Below are 17,442 nucleotides of genomic sequence, written 5' to 3' on the forward strand. Positions count from 1 at the left end.
ATTACGCTTTGGCTTCTCAGGTAAAACATCACCCTCGGCAGATACGATTGCAAGAGTGATGGGAACCATCAGTACAAAAGCATTACAAAAAGCCTTCATCGAATGGATGAAATCGTGTCATGAATTAACGGATGGTGAAGTAGTTGCCATTGATGGAAAAACACTGAGGGGTTCATATAACCGAGCAACAGACCAAGCTGCGATTCATATGGTTAATGCGTTCGCAACCGCAAACGGTGTATGCCTCGGACAGTCAAAAGTAAATAGTAAAACCAATGAGATCACTGAAATACCTAAGCTGCTGGAATTGCTCGACATTTCTGGATGTTTAATTACTATAGATGCCATGGGTTGTCAGCGAAAAATCGCACAAAAAATCATTAATAAAAATGCCGATTATTTGCTCGCTGTTAAAGGAAACCAAGGTAAGTTAGACAAAGCGTTTGATAATTATTACCGGCCTTCAATGCTTCAAAACTTTGATGGTGATAGCTACTCATCACAAGAGAAATCACATGGACGTTTAGAAACACGATGTGCACTCATCAATACCGATTTAAGTGTATTAGGTGATTTGGCTTATGATTGGCCTGAACTAAAAACGATGGGCATCATGGTGAGTGTTCGACAAGAAGGCAAACACGCCGACGAATCCGATATTTCTGTGCGCTATTATATAAGTTCAAAAGCACTGACAGCGAAAGAGCTTCATGATGCTACTCGCTCGCACTGGCTAATTGAATCAATGCATTGGCAACTCGATGTTGGATTAAAAGAAGATGCCTGCCGAATTAGGGTAGATGACCGAGCTGAAGTTTTTGCACGAATAAGGCAAATGGTTTTGAATTTATTAAAGCAAGAGAAGAGTTTCAAAGCCGGCATTCAACGCAAGCGAATGATGTGCGCGATGGACCAAGAGTACTTGGCGACCGTGCTGGGAAGCCTTTCATGACGCGGATGTTCATGCGTTTTCCGTGGGAGAAGAAGTATAGCTAATCCGCCAAAGGTCACAATTGATAACCCACCTAGCAGCCCATCAATGCCATCCACCATATTAAAGGCATTAATGGCGGCAACAACAGCAAACACTGTCACAATATAGCCAGCGATCCCTAACTCAATCTGGCCTGTTCCAAATAAGTTACCCAAACTCGATAACTCAAGCCCGCCTAGCCACATCATCGCAATAGATAGCACCGCTTGCACAAATAAACGAATCTTATAGCTGATATCGAATTTATCGTCTAACGCACCAATAGTCACAAGCGTGATAATACAGGCGGTGTACAACATGGGTGAGTGAAGCAAAAAAGCATTGTTAAAGACAAAATACAAAAGTGTGATGCTGGTCGCGATGCCACCTGCTAGAGGCACGTTATCCGTGTGCTGTTTTCGGCCTGAAGGTACATCGACTAGGCCAATCGTCTTTGCCACCTTGCGAATGACAAATAAAGAGCAGAAGGCAAAAAAGCATAGAAAGGCCAATTCGATAAATGGTATGAGCACGTGGTATCCCTCAACGTCAATCAGCTGCCAGTTTAATGATGTTCTAGAGACTTAGGAAGTAAACGCGCATTTTTAGCGTGAGTTTGGCTATGTTTTGCGCGCTTATTTGCATGCTATGCATACCCATTCGGGTTTTTCGACTGCCAGCGCCAAGTATCCTCAACCATGGTTTGCAGATCGCGTGTGGCGGTCCAGCTGAGTGTTGCTTTGGCATAAGTGGGATCAGCGTAGCATTCGGCGATGTCACCGGCGCGGCGGGGTTTAATTTCGTAAGGGATTGGACGTTTTGCTGCGGCTTCAAACGCATGCACCATTTCTAACACACTGTTGCCTTGGCCGGTGCCGAGGTTAAAAATATGTGTGCCAGGTTGATGAGCCATTTTATCCAGCGCGGCTAAATGACCATCGGCCAGATCGACCACATGAATATAATCTCGCACGCCGGTGCCGTCAGGCGTGTCGTAATCGTTACCAAATACGCCCAGCTTTTCACGTCGGCCCACTGCTACTTGTGCGACAAAAGGCAGCAAGTTATTGGGTGTGCCTTGTGGATCTTCGCCCAGTAATCCCGATTCATGCGCACCGACTGGGTTAAAGTAACGCAGCAGAGTGATGCTCCAATCTGGATTGGCATGGTGAAAATCCTGCAAGCATTCTTCTACTATCAACTTGCTTCGGCCATAGGGGTTAGTGGCCGAGGTGGGGAAGTCTTCTTTGATTGGTACCGATGCGGGATCGCCGTACACGGTGGCGGACGAGCTGAAAATGAGTGATGTGACGTTAGCCGCTTGCATTTCACGCACCAGGTTTAGGGTGCCGGAGACATTGTTGTCGTAGTATTTCAGTGGCTTTTCAACCGACTCACCCACAGCTTTTAACCCGGCAAAGTGAATAACGCTGTCAATAGCGTATTCAGTAAACACGCGCTTTAAAAAGGCACTATCGCGGATATCGCCTTGCATAAAGGCCGGTCGCACGCCAGTGACTTGCTCAATGCGATCGAGCACCATTTGTTTGCTATTGCACAGGTTATCGATAACAACAGGCGTGTGGCCTTGCTCAATCAGTTGAATGCAAGTGTGGCTGCCGATATACCCCGTGCCACCGGTGACGAGTACTTTCATGTTTTATCTGCCTAGTTTGTTACCAAGATCTTCCAATTAGGGCGACAGAATACGGAATACGGGGGGAAATGGGAAGAGCTAAAAAGGGCCTAGATCCTAGGGAAAGAGCGGAAAGCAGGGCCTAGGGCCTAGGTCCTAGGATCCTAGGAATTTTATCTACAGCGCCTGTCACGATCGAAGTCAATATTTGGCTTTAATGTCGGATGGCGCGCGGCCGGCTTGGGTATTCATGACTCACATTGTGCTGGCGCTTATGCCGACCTACGCCAATGGTGCCATTGGTGTTTGTCCAACCTTGATTCGGGATATTGAATACGGAGAAGGTCGGGAAGCAGTTCCCAGGATCCTAGGCCCTAGGAACTTTATCTACAGCACCTGTCACGATCCTTGCGAATTTTAACCACTAATGTCCGATGGCGCCGTGCAACGGGCGCGCGGCCGGCTTGGGTATTCATGATTTACATTGTGCTGGCGCTTATGCCGACCTACGCCAATGGTGCTTGTCCGACTTAGGCTAGAAGAGCGGGGACAGGCACTAGGTTTTTTTGTATTCCGTTTCCCAATTCCTTGCACTATGCGAATGCGCTGTAAGATAATCTCGGCACTGAGTGGTTGTACGTATCAGTGCACCGGCGTGAAAAATAAAGGAACAACAATGAAAATATTAGTTACCGGAGTGGCTGGGTTTATTGGTAGTGCGGTAGCACAAAAGCTGCTAACACAGGGACATCAGGTGGTTGGGATAGACAACCTCAACGATTATTATGATGTGTCACTCAAGCAGGCGCGCTTAGATACAATTCCTGAAGCGAATTTCACTTTCATTAGGGTAGATATTGCCGATCGTGATGCAGTTTCTGACTTGTTTACGGCCCACAACTTCAACCGCGTGATCCACCTCGCCGCTCAGGCGGGTGTGCGTTATTCGCTGGAAAACCCGCATGCCTATGCTGATTCTAATCTTGTTGGACATTTAAACATTCTCGAAGGATGTCGACATCACCAGATTGAGCACCTGGTCTATGCCTCGTCAAGCTCGGTATATGGCTTGAATGCTAAGGTGCCGTTTGAGACAAGCCACTCGGTAGACCATCCCGTATCGCTGTATGCCGCGACTAAAAAATCCAATGAGCTCATGGCACACAGCTATTCGCATCTTTACGATATTCCCACCACAGGTTTGCGCTTTTTTACCGTATATGGCCCTTGGGGCCGTCCAGATATGGCGCCGTTTATCTTCACCAAGAAAATCCTTGATGGGGAAACCATCGACATTAATAACCACGGCGATATGTGGCGTGACTTTACCTATGTGGATGACATTGTTGAAGGCGTGGTACGGATTGCTGATGTGGTGCCCACGCGCGATGATGATTGGACGGTAGAAAGCGGCTCGCCGGCGTCAAGCTCGGCCCCTTATGCGGTGTATAATATTGGCCACGGCAGCCCGATTAATCTAATGGATTTTATCCAAGCGATTGAATCTGAGCTGGGCATTGAGGCGAAGAAAAACTTCCGCGGCATGCAGCCGGGTGATGTGTATCAAACCTATGCCGATACCCAAGATTTGTTTGCGGCTACAGGTTATATGCCCAAGGTAGGCGTGAAAGAAGGGGTCGAGAAATTTGTAGCGTGGTATAAAGACTTTTACCAAATATAAAAGCTTGAATACGGACAAGGACGGCCTTTTACTGGCATTGAGGTTCTTGCTTTTTCTGTACTCTGTATTCCGTCATCGGTATTCGGGGTCTTGAATACGGGAAAAACGGAAAGCAGTTCCTAGGACTTAGGATCCTAGGCCCTAGGAACTTTATCTCCAGAGCCAGGCACAATACGCTTTTTCCGTATTCCGTATTCCGTATTCCGTATTCCGTATTCCGTATTCCGTATTCCGTATTCCGTATTCTAGACCCTCATTTATCCTATCTGATTAAACACCCTCACAGCGCCGCCCTGGCAGTGTAATTGATACTCGCTCGTACACGCCGGTATAAAAATAGACTCGCCTTTTTCAATGGTCAGCTTGTGGTCGCCATGAGAAACAGTCAGTGGGGCATCAATGGCGAAGATGATTTCACCGCTGTGCATATGGCATGTGAGATCGTCAACCTGAAGGTAATGCGTAAAAGAAAAATCAGGCACCGCGACCGGGTAATGCGTTCCTTGGTCAGTGCGTGTCGGTTCGAGTGTTATGTTAGCCGTTGCTATAGGAGCAAAGCTTGTGCAGGCAATCAGCTCATCAACATCGATATGCTTGGGGGTGAGTCCGGCTCGCAATACGTTGTCGGAGTTGGCCATGACTTCGAGTCCGACACCCTGAATGTAAGCGTGAGGGGTGCGGGCGTGCAAAAACATCGCTTCCCCCGGCGCGAGTGTCACGACATTTAGCAATAACGGCGCAAAGAGGCCGACATCTCCTGGATACTGTGTCGCCAAATCAATAATGGTATCGAAGGGGGCTTCCGTTGCGTTTTGATTGGCCACTGCCATTAAAGCGTTTACTGCTGCCGTTTTATCAGTTGCCTCAAGCGCTAATAGCTGAGCGAAGGCGCTTTGTAGCGAGTCTTCAGCCGGGGAATCGGTAAAGGCTTGAAAAATTGGGTTGAGCGAATCGTGATTGATTTTTGCAATGTTCGCAACAATGTCTGAATAGGGACGAAACCCGTTCATCGCTTTAAACGGGGTCAGCGCATAAATCAGTTCAGGTTTGTGATTGGGATCTTTGTAGTTGCGATGCGCGGCTGATAGGGAAATGCCTTGTTGGTTTTCTTTTTGATAGCCGTGTTCGGCTTCTTGTTTGCTTGGGTGTACCTGGATGGATAACGCTGTGTCTGCGGCGAGCACTTTGAATAGAAAAGGCAGTTCACCAAAGCGTTGATAAATCTCAGCGGATAAGGCGGATTGCGGGTCAGACGCAATCAAGGTATTAAGCGGCAGCCAAGCTTCGCCAACGTATACCTCGGAGCTGGCTTTAGGGTGCGCGCCCATCCAGATTTCAGCTTGCGGCTGTTGGTCGGGGTTCGCAATATTAAACAGTGCTGGCAGAGCCGTGCAGCTCCCCCATTGATAGGTTTGAATGGGATTGCGCATTAAAAAAAAGGGCTGTGAGTGAAATGGGCTATTCATACTAGCTGTACTCTTAAACGAGAGAATATAGTCTTAAACGAGAAAATATACTCTTAAACGAGAAAATCGGCCCCGATTGGCGAGGCCGAAAGTGATAATAATGGTGTGGTTATAGCATAATTAAGCGGCTGATTGCAGCCACTGGGCTTTGCGTGCCTTCTTCAAGCTAACGCAAACCAATGCAGTCACCACCGCGCCGGCAATCATACAAATAAGGGCAATAACAGGTTTGTTCATTGCGCCCAGTAATGCCACCACGGGGCCACCATGCGCCACGCTGTTAGTCACACCGAATCCAAAGGCCATCACCGCCGCCACCATCGAACCAATCATATTGGCGGGGATCACCGCAATGGGATCTTGGGCGGCAAAGGGAATCGCCCCTTCTGAAATTCCGACCAGGCCCATAGCCCCCGCCGCTTTACCGGCTTCGTGTTCAGTGGCTTCAAAGATATTAAGCTTACGGCCTAGCACGGTTGCTAAACTCATTCCTAGGGGAGCGACTGGGATAGCACAGGCCATCGCACCCATAAATTGAGTTTGTCCGCTGGCAATCATCCCCACAGAGAATAAAAAAGCCACTTTATTGAATGGACCACCCATATCAAAGCCTGCCATGCCGCCCAGTACAATCCCTAATAAAATGTAGTTACCGGTGCTCATGGCGGTGAGCATGGCGGTAAGTGAATCCATCAGGCTGGCAATGGGCGCCCCAATCACAAAGATAAATAGCGCGGCGATAAACAGGGTACCGGTAATCGGCGCAATCATAATGGGGACGAGTGGTTGGAGGAATTTATGGTAATTAATTCCGCTGACCCATTTGACAAAGTAACCCACGAGTAAACCCGCAATGATGGCACCGATAAAGCCGGTGCCCGCTTCAGCACCGTAAAAGCTGCCGGTATTCGCTATCCAGCCACCAATTAACCCTGGCGCAAGTGCCGGGCGATCCGCAATCGCATAGGCGATATAGCCGGCAAGCACTGGGATCATTAATTGGAAGGCAATCACACCGACATCGAGCACTTGTTGCCATGCACTGCCTTCTGGAATGGCCATGCCCGCTTCCGTCGGCTCACCGCCAATGGCGAGAGACAGGGCGATCAATAGCCCGCCAGTGACCACAAAGGGGATCATGTGCGAGACCCCATTCATCAGATAGCGATATAAGTTACTCCGCCAGTTTGTGGTGCCAGTGGACGGTGCGTTGGTGTTTGTGCTTTGCTTGGACGTACCCGCGGCTTGATAAGGGCTGGCATTAAGTGCGTTTTCGATTAAGCCTTTACCGTCGCGAATTGCTTCTTTAACGCCGACTTCGACCACAGCTTTGCCGTTAAAGCGGGTCATATCGGTTTGTTTATCACAGGCAACGACAATTGCATCGGCGCGTAATATGTCGTCTTGTGTGGGGGCGTTTTTAACCCCAATCGAGCCGTTGGTTTCTACTTTTATCTCATAGCCCAGCTCGTCAGCGGCTTTTTCAAGCGCTTCGGCCGCTAAATAGGTATGTGCCACCCCCGCCGGACAACCGGTTACACCAATAATAAGGCCTTTTTTCGGTCCGGTATTATTGCTTTCTTTGCTGGGCTGAGTCAGCAGGGTCATGACCTCACTGGGCGTGTTGGCTGCAAGCAGCGCTTGCGTGAATCCTGGCTCAATAAGTTTGGAAGAAAGGGAAGCCAGCACTTCAATATGATGGTCGCCACCGTTAGTGGGAGAGGCAATCATAAAAAAGATATGAGACCGCTCGCCATCTTCTGCACCGTAATCGATGCCGTCTCGGCTAATACCGATGACCACACCGGGTTTGGTAACGGCGTCACTTTTTGCATGAGGAAGCGCGATGCCCGCTTCAAAGCCCGTATTACCCAGGGCTTCGCGCGCATTCACATCCGCGATAAATGCGGCTTTATCACTAACACGGTCATTGTCGACCAATGCTTGGCTCAGTTCATTAAATACATCTTGCTTGCTGGTGGCGTCGAGGTTGAGACGTATCAAGCGCTCGTTGATCAGTTCAGATATCATGATGGGCTCCTGCCGATTCGTGTGAACATGGTGATCAGTTTGCGCCCGTATGCGGCTGGAAAATAGTGCAGAGAAATAGCATTTACTGGATGATTGTGCCCAACCATTTTTAATGTGATCTCGCTCATTAACGGCAATGGCAGATCGTATGGGTATAATGGCGGTGTTGCTGATGCGTCGTACTGACGCCGTTTGCGGTCATTTACCGTTTTGGACAGCGAGCCCGAAAACGATCGGATAGGGATGATAAGAAAGCCTCGACACCTACCAGCTTTTCTCATTTGCTTGAACTACTGAAATCACCTGACGAGCAGTTCGGTCGGGTGATCTTTGCCAATGATTGGCAAGTGCCTGAGCCTTTTAGCTATCAAGTTAACTTTCCACGCTTAGAAATTGTGGTGTCTGGTCAATATACCAATATTGTCTCGACGCCTGAGGGCGTAAAAACACACACGTTGGTCGGTGGCGAGGCGCTTTATATCGCGCCAAACTGCTGGAACAAACCCGATTGGCAGCATTCATGCTCGGTGCTGAGTTTGCTGTATGGCCGCCGGCAGTTGGGGTTTAGCCTTGTGAATAAACGCGCTAACGTGGCCGGATTTTACGGTGTGCAGAAGTTCTCCGTGCCGATGCGTGCAGGCTTTGCGGTGGATAACATTCTAGAAGCGCTAAACGCGCTTGCGAAAGAGCCCAACAAGCAGCTAACCGATGGGTATTTGATTAAGGCGTTGTTAGCCTACACCCATCAATTAGTTGATAAACCAATATTCAATGCCCACTCTCGCGGGGAAGATCTCTACCAGGGGATCTGTATTTACATTCAAGAGCATTACCAGCAAGCCCTTTCGCGTGCGGATATTGCCGCGCATTTCCACATCAGCCCGAGCCACCTGTCACGTTTATTTAAACAATATGGCCATATGACACTGGCAGATTACATTGTATGGGTGCGCATTGACCGAGCCAAATTTATGTTGATGCGTTATGAGTTTCGATTAGTCGATATTGCCTGTCGTTGTGGGTTTAATGATGTGAACTATTTCTGCCGCGTGTTCAAAGCGAGAACGGGCAAGACCCCTTCTGAATATCGACGGCTCAGTCATCAATCCTGATCTAAGGCGGCATCTAGCATCGCAATTTGGGTAGGAATGTCATCACAGTGTGTTAACCAGCGCCGAAATGCGGATGAAGACAAACGGCGAGACAGGCGGCTGATGGCGCGTAGTGTCGTACGCTCGATGTCGCTGGGAACCGCGATCGCAATACACAGTGAAACCGATTCTTGATTCAACCAGGTCATCGCTGGCTGACAGCGAGTGACTATGATGGCGGGATGAGGGACGCTGCTATCAATAATATGAGGGAGTGCAACCTGATCGCCAAGGTAGGTGGATGAATGCGCTTCTCGCGCCATAAAAGCAGCATGAGCTTGCATTGATGTGTCTTTTTCCGCGACGCGTTCAACGATCTCCCTAAACAGCGATTCACACTGTGTCGCTTGGGTGTGTAATCCTTCAACGCGCAGATTTGGATGCGCGAAGTGCGATGGCGTGTCTAACGGATTGTTTGCGGCAGCAGTAAAGGCAGAGGTGCTGAGTAAATGCCAGTGCTTACTGACGTACTCAGCGAGCACTAAGCACATTAGCTCGGCATCTGCTCCCTCAATCAGAAGCAGGCAAATATCATTGGGCTGGGTGCCCGTGGCAAGCATGGATAAAGTGTCGGTGGTCGCTGATGTGCAGTCTTTGCTGACATTCACAAAGGTGCTTTTTCCACTAAACAGCGAGCATAGCCTTGCCAACTCGCTCATTTGCCAGCTGACTAAACCTTGCAGCGGCGCCGAAAAGCAGACAAATGCGCCCGTCATAGGGAAAGTTGCGTTTGTAGCGCCGCTTTCGCATCCGTGAGAACGTCTTCCATGGCAAGGCGAACAATGGTTGAGTGACTCAACCTTTCTGCTTTTTCTAGCTCGATATCAGAGACAATAACCACGCACTCTGCTTTCATGATCTCGTCGAGTGATAAGGCATTTTCAATCCCCATTGCCCCTTGGGTTTCCACCTTTATCTGAATACCAAGACTTTTGGCGGCTTTCTCAAGCTGCTCAGCCGCCATGTAAGTGTGGGCGATACCAGTCGGACAAGCGGTAATTGCGACGATGTTGGTCATAGTGGTTGAAACGTCATTGTTGGTTGAGTAGTTAGAATCTTCCAGTGCTTGTATCTTGCATTGGGGGTTTTACTTTTTATGTACTCTGTATTCAGCAATCGTTATTTAGGATATTGAATACAGAGCGCTTCGCTTACGGAGTACGGAAAAGGACGGCCTCGTACTCGCATCTGCGCTTTTGCTCTCTTTGTATTCTGTATTCCGTCATCGGTATTCGGGATCTTGAATACAGAGCGCTTCGCTTACAGAATACTGAAAAGAGCAGCTGGTGCTCGCATTGAGGCTCTACGCTCTTTCCGTATTCCGTATTCCGTTATCTTTTCCTAGGGCCCAGGACCCTAGGATCTTTCTAGCCTCTAGCCTCTAGTCTCTAGTCTCTAGTCTCTAGTCTCTAGTCTCTAGTCTCTAGTCTCTAGTCTCTAGTTTCTAGCCTCTCCAACCTTCTCACCAAATTCATTCTTCCCCAGCTTTGCGCGAATAAAGGTGGTTACCCGCCAAATATGGCGAAGCATCATGCAGTAAAGCGCAAAACAAAATAAGAAGCTGGCGAACATGATGCTTTCATGTACTTGAAGCAGTTCGCCAATGATGCCGATGCCGGCAAAGCTGGTCGCGAGTAAACAGATGGCGGCCAGGGTTTGTCGGGGTGATAAGCCCACACGCTGAAATATATGGTGCAAATGCTCTCGGTCCGGCTTAAAAGGCGAGTCGCCACGTTTTGCGCGCCGGAACATGATCGCCGTCATATCCATCAAAGGCAGAGCAATCAGCCATAATCCGGTCACAGGGCGTATCGCAGCATTAGTGGGGTGTTGGCTGGCAAGCAGTAAAAACCAAATCACAGTAAAGCCAATCAGCATACTACCGGCATCGCCCATAAACACTTTTCGCTCTCGCCCCAATACACCTAGGTTAAATAATAGATACGGTGCCATAATCACAGTGATAACAAGACACAGATATGCCATTGATTGATGGCCGTTCAGATATAGCAAAACGCCTAAACTGACAAAGGTGACGGTCGCTAGCCCACCTAATAAGCCATCAATACCATCCACCATATTAAACGCATTAATAGCACCAATCACTGCAAGTATGGTAAGCCCATAACCGAGGGTGTCGAGGTGCACACGTCCCGTAGCAAAAATATTGCCTAAGCGACTTAGCTCGATATCACCCAGCACCATCATGGCAATGGCTAACGCTGCCTGCACACCGATGCGCAGTTTAAAGTCGAGGTCGAACTTATCATCCAAGACACCAATCGCCACCAAAATCAGCATACAGCTTGCGTATAAACTACTGTGGGGGATTACATCTGGGTTGTTAACAATAAAGTAAACCAGTGACAAACACACTGCCAGTCCGCCAACTAAGGGAACGGCGCCAGCATGGTGCTTACGCTGATCCGGTTTATCGACCAAGCCTACATGTTTGGCTAGTTTTCTTAGCACAAACAATGAGGCCGTGGAAAAAAATAACAGTAAAGCCAAATCGACGAATGAAATAATCACGGTATTTTCCTTTTAGTGGGCGGCCGCGTGTTTTTATTATAGGCCACCATCCAATTTAATCTCTGTTGCTTGGTCGCGTAAACCAAGGAGCACGACCATCGGTTACTTCATAAAGCGAGTATTTGCGGTTAAGTTTTTGCCCGCCATCGCGCTGCAGTGGCTGCCAAGAGAGCCCGCCACGCGAGGTGGTCGGTTTAACCGAGAGCAAATCAAACGGTATCGAGACATAAAAGCCCTTGGTAAAGCTGCCTTCGCCAAACTCTTCTGCGGACAAGTCGGTTTTGCTGGCGTACGCGCCCACGGTGATCCCGCTATCAAACTGCTTGGCGATATCTACTGTCACGCCGACATCTTCTGTTAAATAGCGACCGGCGCTTATTTTGGCTAATGTGCCATTAAATAAGCCTAGCGGGTTTTGCCAGTAAAGGGTAGCGTGGCCAGTGGTGGTGCCGGTTTGTACCCGGAATCCTCGGTTGCCATTTTCTGCAGGTTGATATTCGTTTTTAAATAGCCCAAACGCCGAGCCGGGCTCGCGTTGCTTGACGTAGTTGGCATCAAGCCCAATCGCGAACTGGCTATTCATAGGGCGGTAAAGCACTTCGCCGCCGACACCGGCAAACATGGTCTCTAAGTAGCCGCCATAGGTTTGGGTGTACCAGTTATCACCCCAGTGATCTAAGTAGGTCAGTTGCACATTGGTGACGCGCACTGTGTCTTCTAAGTACTGTCGATTGAGCGTGCGCACCCGCTTAAGATCGGTGCCATCGGGCGGCACTGTGTACTTAAATTTGTCGTAGGTATCGGCAATGTTGACATACACGCTAGACGAGGCAATAAGGTGATCGCCTAATCGGGTGGCGGCGTTGCCAGTCACACCTAGTGAGTACATGTAAAAGTCTTCTGAGCCGCCAAACGATTGCACAAACACAGGGGCGAGACCGGCATCAACATTATCGCGCAGGTTGGCTTTTTCGGTGCCCGATGTGGGTTGCGGCTGCTGGCGCGTGCGTGCATCGTCAGGGTTTGCGCCCACATAGCTGTTGGTGGCGACGGCGGCATAGGTGTTGGCATCAATCACGGTTTCAGTGATGGGCTGACGTTCGGCTTGGTCAATAATCCGGTATTGTTTGGCGTCAATGCCGGTATTAGCAATCAGGGTGGCCGCGCGCGTTTGGGCGGTATCTTGGTTGCGGTATTTGCTTTGAGTGCCTGCCACTGTGACGGTATCACCATCAAATTGCACGTGGTTATCTTGATACCCAGCTACACTGGCAAGTTGGTGGCTCAAGGCTTGCCATTGGTCGTCGCTTAAATCTGCTTGTTTGGCGGTTGGACGATAACTTGGCGCTTTATCGTCAAGCCAAAAGGGACTGACTTGATTAAAGTTGGTATGCAGGCTTAATCCCGCGGTGATCACCGCGCCGCGCTCGTAGGCTAACCGCGCCGCCCCCCAATCGCCAAAACGGTATACTGCTCCCACATTCCAAGGGCTGTTGACCTCCATCGGAATGCCGGTTTTGGTGCTAATAAAATCGGCTTTGTAATCGTTACCGTCGTATTCAAGCTTTAGGCTTAGCGGCGCATAGGGGGTTTGGTATTCCACCCCACCAAATAACGCGGTGCAGCCGGTAAACATGCGGTTGACGTCAACACTGCCGCCTTTGCCGGAGTAGGTGGTGTCACGGCCACAATCCACCGATTGGTTTTTATCGCCGGTGAGGTCGGCGCGATTACCCATATAACCCCAGCCAACGCCGAGTGAGAAATCAAACGGGCCGGCGCGTTTGGAGCCGACTAGGTATTCGCCATCAAATAACCCGGTGCCGCCGATATCGCGCACACCAACGGCGAGCTCGGGTAACCAGTAGCTTTCTTGCCACAGGCGTAACTTGGCATCAATGCTTTTGTCGGTGTATTTAGTATCGCCGCTAAAGTCCGGGTCGTTACTATAGAGTAAGTCATGCACCTGGGTATAGCGGACCGTGGTTTCTAGCCAAGGAAACAACTGGAGCGAGGTATTAAAATGCACATAGTCTTCGTTGTAGGTGCTGCCTAGGGTAAATTCCCCGTCGGGAGCCGTGCGCGCGGTGGGCATTTGCATCAGGCCCACGCCACCAAAATCGGTTTGTGAATGGACAAGCTCGGGATAATCGAAGCTGTCGGCTGACACGGCATGGCTAACGGCTAATGCCACCGCAGACAGTAGAAGGCGTCCGGATGCAGAAGAAAGAGACATCATTATGGGATTAACCTGTTTTGTAAATATGCCAGGACATGCTGGTTAGGCGCGATCGCTTGGCCTTTAATAGTTTTGCTGGGCAAGGGGATATAAATCACCGAGCCTGGCAGAATATCGCGATGCTGGTGATTCCAATAAGCAATTGGATATTGGGCGCGCTCACCGGTGGCGCTGATCACCCACACGTGAGAGATGCCTAAGGTGTCTACCTTGGCTTGCTGGATGTAATCACTGGCGGCGTATCGCTCGCCCCAAGGATAGTCACCAGGTTTATCCACCGCGCCGAGCACTGTTACGTTTGTTGGTCGTTTAGGCAGTTGCACGTGCCAATTCCCTTTTAACACCGGATTGGTATTGGGGGTGATGCGGGTGATGTCGGGGTCAACCGTGCCGGGTATACGCTCGCCAACCGCCATTTTGTTGAGTGCCTGATAAAGCTTTTGCCATTGTTTTTTTACTGTGCCGGTATTGACAGCGATTTGATGACGAACCGGTTGCAAATCGGCAATTTGCTTGGCTTTTTCACTGCCGCGTTGGTAAAGCCCGGCGGCGGGCCAATAGACATCATCAAGTGAGCGGTGTTGGGCTTGAGTGATAGTTAGTACCGCTTCAGCCAGGCGCGGTGGCTGCGTGAACGACAGCGCAATATCTTGATTGGCAGTGAGCACATTGGCCTTGGCTGGGAGAACGATTAGCAAGACGGCGGCACATAATCCGCGTTTAATCACCTGATAATTAATCACCTTCGTCTCCTTGATATGGCTTTAAATGCGTCAGTGTTACCGCCGGTAGCCCCGGTGCGAGATGTTGATAGGATTTGATGATTTTGCCCGTGTCGTTAGCGATCCAATAGTCATTGGTATATTGAATATCGAGTGCCGGAAGGGTGACATATTCGGTATAGTGCGTTGTTGCCACGGGTGTGCCATTCACGGAAGTATTTTGTGGTTTGCCGCGCTTAAAGGTGGAATCGGCTCGGTAGCCACTGTGATTGCCTGGTTGCCAGTCAATGGTGCGTGACCATGTGTGTGGCATGGAAAGGGTATTCAAGCCAACACTGAGTGGATCAGGGCTACTCACTTGGGTGGCGGTGAGATTACCTTCAGCAAAGTTAACCGTTTTTACAATGCGGCTGTTGCGGGTGACGATCATTTCATGGTCGCCCGATAACCATTTTAAATTTGGGCTCGGATGTTGGCTAGGCTCAGCAAAGGCCAGTACCATAAAACCTCGTGGCCCGTTATCGAGTTGTGCATAAAGGCTGGCATAGGGCAGTACGTTGATCTCGTCCCAGCTTTTTTGCGCATCGGGAAAGCCTTGATAAGCGAATTTAAACGAATCACTGAGATCTTGTATGCGCTGCGTGCACCCAGTTATTGTGAGCGCGATAAAAATAGCTGAAATGGAAAAGAAGGGCTTATTCATAGGTTATTGGTTGACGGGCTATATTGATTAAAAAGTAGCTACAAAGCCGGCTTTGCAGCTACTTGAATGGCTATTGCCTTTAATTATTTGCGTTAGCGCTAGCAGAAGTTGACGTGTTGTTATCGTCATTGTTAGCAGCAGCAACCGCCACACCAACTGCCGCAGCAGCAGCGACGCCAGCAGCAACTGTACCAGCAGCAATGCCACCTGTTGCCGCCGCACCAGCAGCACCTGCACCAGCAGCGCCCGCACCGGCTCCAGCCCCTGCGCCAGCAGCACCCGCGCTAGCACTTGTACCGGCACCCGCGCCAGCACCTGCTCCAGCGCCACCACCACTTGCGCCAGCTCCCGGCGCGGCTTCTGTTGCGGCCATTGTGCTTGCTGCGAACAGCATAGCAATCAGACCCGTTGCAATTTTTTTCATTCGTCTCTCCATGATTTTTGCATTAATACAAAAACGTCTGCAAACGCAGACACCTGTAAACTCTAATGGCTATACGGCGAGAAGTAAAATAAATACCGCACACATCACAGATCTTTCATCTTAAATGTGCGGAAGAGCAAGGGAAAGAGACGAGACGCTTCGCTTCTAGAGGCTAGAAACTAGATAGAGCAGATCGTGCTTGCATTGGGTTTTTTGCTTTTTCTGTACTCTGTATTCCGTCATCGGTATTCGGGATCTTGAATACGGAGCGCTGCGCTTACGGAGTACGGGGAAGAGACGAGACGCTTCGCTTCTAGAGGCTAGAAACTAGATAGAGCCGCCTCGTGCTTGCATCGGGGCTATTGCTCTTTCTGTACTCTGTATTTCGCTATCGGTATGCTAGCCTCGCTACCTATTGCGCCGCTCTCTTGCTTTCTGTTGTAATGTATGTAAATGAAGTATTTACGGGGAACCTTTGTGATTAAGCACTGTTTATTTCCGGCTGCGGGCTATGGCACCCGTTTTTTGCCCGCGACTAAGTCAATGCCTAAAGAAATGATGCCGGTGGTAAATAAGCCATTGATCGAGTACGGCGTGGATGAAGCGATTCAAGCTGGCGTGCAACATATGGGTATTGTGACAGGCCGGGGCAAGCATGCTTTGATGGATCATTTTGATAAAAACTACGAACTCGAGCATCAAATCAGTGGCACCAAAAAAGAAGCCTTACTGACGGATGTTCGTGCGCTGATCCAATCTGCCTCATACACCTACATTCGCCAAAATGAAATGAAAGGGTTAGGCCATGCGATTCTGACGGGTAAACAGCTGGTGGGAGATAACCCATTCGCCGTCGTGCTAGCGGACGATCTTTGCTTGAATCTTGGTGGTGACACTGTGCTTAAGCAAATGGTGGAGCTATACAACCACTATCGTTGCTCGATTGTGGCGGTGCAACGTGTTCCCGAAACTGAGACGCATAAGTACGGGGTAATTAGTGGCAGCAAGTTAGAATCAGGTTTGTTCCGGGTGGACAACATGGTCGAAAAACCCGCGCCAGAAGAGGCACCGAGTAATATGGCGATCATTGGTCGCTATATTCTGACGCCGGATATTTTTGATATTTTGGAAAACACGCAGCCAGGCAAAGGTGGCGAAATCCAAATCACTGACGCCTTACTCGAACAAGCGAAACGCGGCTGTGTGCTTGCGTATGAATTTGAGGGCGAGCGATTCGATTGTGGTTCGGTTGAAGGCTACATTGAAGCCACAAACTACGCGTATCAGCATGTATATCTCAGTAAGCCAACCGAAAGCGCTGAGCAAAAGCAAGAGGCGACTGTCCCCGCGTAACGAAAGACTCTTCTTATTGACCGATTATGGCGCCTTAATGGCGCTTTTTTTAACGCTCATTTTATGAGGACAGACACTTTTATCATTTTATGAGGACAGACACTTTTATCACGATCGAGGTTAATCTTTAGCCCTAATGTCTGATGGCGCCGTGCAACGGGCGCGCGGCCGATACTACGATAATTACTGGTACTGTTCTGGCGCTTATACCGAACTACGCTGGTTCTAACGTTGATGATTCTAGTTATCGGGACAGGCACTTTTGGTTAGGCTGCTTAGCGTTGCTCCGTTAACATACAGCCTCGGTGGATAATGAAGAGTGCACGTTTTGCCAAGCGGTGCCGGGTTTAAGTGAGCAACCGGAGAAGGAAGAGAGCCGAGACGCTTCGCTTCTAGAGACAAGAGACTAGATAGAGCAGATCGCGCTTGCATCGGGGCTCTTGCTCTTTCTGTACTCTGTATTCCGTCATCGGTATTCGGGATCTTGAATACAGAGCGCTTCGCTTACGGAGTACGGGGAAGAGCAGCCTC

15 protein-coding genes are annotated in these 17,442 nt (G+C 49.5%); 4 read left to right on the top strand and 11 right to left on the bottom strand.

The window, feature by feature from the left end; all coding sequences use genetic code 11:
- Positions 1–952: ISAs1 family transposase (locus BZJ21_RS13560; RefSeq protein ID WP_101494597.1), on the top strand; the 952-nt coding region annotated here is incomplete at its 5' end.
- On the opposite strand, the gene BZJ21_RS13565 is transcribed toward BZJ21_RS13560, so the two are convergent.
- Complete coding sequence (locus BZJ21_RS13565; protein WP_077670055.1) at positions 883–1,506, bottom strand: MraY family glycosyltransferase; 624 nt, start codon at positions 1,504–1,506, stop codon at positions 883–885. The genes BZJ21_RS13560 and BZJ21_RS13565 overlap by 70 nt on opposite strands.
- Before the next feature lie 113 nt (positions 1,507–1,619).
- A complete protein-coding gene (galE, locus tag BZJ21_RS13570) occupies positions 1,620–2,630 on the bottom strand; it encodes a UDP-glucose 4-epimerase GalE (RefSeq protein ID WP_077670056.1) in 1,011 nt (336 codons plus the stop codon).
- A 655-nt stretch (positions 2,631–3,285) separates the two neighbouring features.
- On the opposite strand from galE, the gene BZJ21_RS13575 reads away from it, so the two are divergent.
- A complete protein-coding gene (locus tag BZJ21_RS13575) occupies positions 3,286–4,290 on the top strand; it encodes an NAD-dependent epimerase (protein ID WP_077670057.1) in 1,005 nt (334 codons plus the stop codon).
- Positions 4,291–4,547: 257 nt separating this feature from the next.
- Here BZJ21_RS13575 and manA read toward each other — a convergent pair whose 3' ends face one another.
- Together manA and BZJ21_RS13585 are read right to left on the bottom strand one after the other, a co-directional pair.
- On the bottom strand, positions 4,548–5,756 hold the full coding sequence (manA, locus tag BZJ21_RS13580; RefSeq protein WP_077670058.1) for a mannose-6-phosphate isomerase, class I: 1,209 nt from the start codon (positions 5,754–5,756) through the stop codon (positions 4,548–4,550).
- Between the two features lie 120 nt (positions 5,757–5,876).
- The gene (locus tag BZJ21_RS13585) at positions 5,877–7,787 is read right to left on the bottom strand and encodes a PTS fructose transporter subunit IIABC (RefSeq protein WP_077670059.1); all 1,911 of its coding nucleotides are present in this window, start codon (positions 7,785–7,787) and stop codon (positions 5,877–5,879) included.
- A 281-nt stretch (positions 7,788–8,068) separates the two neighbouring features.
- Here BZJ21_RS13585 and BZJ21_RS13590 point away from each other — a divergent pair, with 281 nt between their 5' ends.
- Positions 8,069–8,899: an AraC family transcriptional regulator gene (locus BZJ21_RS13590; RefSeq protein ID WP_236719569.1), complete on the top strand. Its 831-nt coding sequence runs from the start codon at positions 8,069–8,071 to the stop codon at positions 8,897–8,899.
- Here BZJ21_RS13590 and BZJ21_RS13595 read toward each other — a convergent pair.
- The 7 genes from BZJ21_RS13595 to BZJ21_RS16350 form a co-directional block, all read right to left on the bottom strand.
- Positions 8,890–9,654 (bottom strand): PTS sugar transporter subunit IIA, encoded by a 765-nt coding sequence (locus tag BZJ21_RS13595; RefSeq protein ID WP_077670061.1) that lies wholly within the window; start codon positions 9,652–9,654, stop codon positions 8,890–8,892. The genes BZJ21_RS13590 and BZJ21_RS13595 overlap by 10 nt on opposite strands.
- Positions 9,651–9,956 carry a PTS fructose transporter subunit IIB gene (locus BZJ21_RS13600; RefSeq protein WP_077660274.1) on the bottom strand — a complete coding sequence of 102 codons (306 nt, stop codon included), beginning with the start codon at positions 9,954–9,956 and terminating at the stop codon, positions 9,651–9,653. Before BZJ21_RS13600 ends, BZJ21_RS13595 begins: the two co-directional genes overlap by 4 nt.
- A 419-nt stretch (positions 9,957–10,375) precedes the next feature.
- Positions 10,376–11,470 (bottom strand): UDP-N-acetylglucosamine--undecaprenyl-phosphate N-acetylglucosaminephosphotransferase, encoded by a 1,095-nt coding sequence (wecA, locus tag BZJ21_RS13605; protein ID WP_077670062.1) that lies wholly within the window; start codon positions 11,468–11,470, stop codon positions 10,376–10,378.
- Between the two features lie 55 nt (positions 11,471–11,525).
- Complete coding sequence (locus BZJ21_RS13610) at positions 11,526–13,709, bottom strand: YjbH domain-containing protein (RefSeq protein ID WP_077670063.1); 2,184 nt, start codon at positions 13,707–13,709, stop codon at positions 11,526–11,528.
- A complete protein-coding gene (locus BZJ21_RS13615) occupies positions 13,709–14,452 on the bottom strand; it encodes a capsule biosynthesis GfcC family protein (protein ID WP_158075539.1) in 744 nt (247 codons plus the stop codon). The genes BZJ21_RS13610 and BZJ21_RS13615 overlap by 1 nt, the downstream gene beginning before the upstream one ends.
- On the bottom strand, positions 14,445–15,134 hold the full coding sequence (locus BZJ21_RS13620; protein ID WP_077670065.1) for a YjbF family lipoprotein: 690 nt from the start codon (positions 15,132–15,134) through the stop codon (positions 14,445–14,447). Before BZJ21_RS13620 ends, BZJ21_RS13615 begins: the two co-directional genes overlap by 8 nt.
- A gap of 79 nt (positions 15,135–15,213) precedes the next feature.
- The gene (locus tag BZJ21_RS16350; RefSeq protein WP_158075540.1) at positions 15,214–15,558 is read right to left on the bottom strand and encodes a hypothetical protein; all 345 of its coding nucleotides are present in this window, start codon (positions 15,556–15,558) and stop codon (positions 15,214–15,216) included.
- Between the two features lie 477 nt (positions 15,559–16,035).
- Here BZJ21_RS16350 and galU point away from each other — a divergent pair, with 477 nt between their 5' ends.
- Positions 16,036–16,911, top strand: a complete 876-nt coding sequence (galU, locus tag BZJ21_RS13630; protein WP_077670066.1) for a UTP--glucose-1-phosphate uridylyltransferase GalU — start codon at positions 16,036–16,038, stop codon at positions 16,909–16,911.
- Positions 16,912–17,442 lie beyond the last annotated feature (531 nt).

It is taken from the genome of Salinivibrio costicola subsp. alcaliphilus, from assembly GCF_001996185.1.
Classification (GTDB): Bacteria; Pseudomonadota; Gammaproteobacteria; order Enterobacterales; family Vibrionaceae; genus Salinivibrio; species Salinivibrio costicola.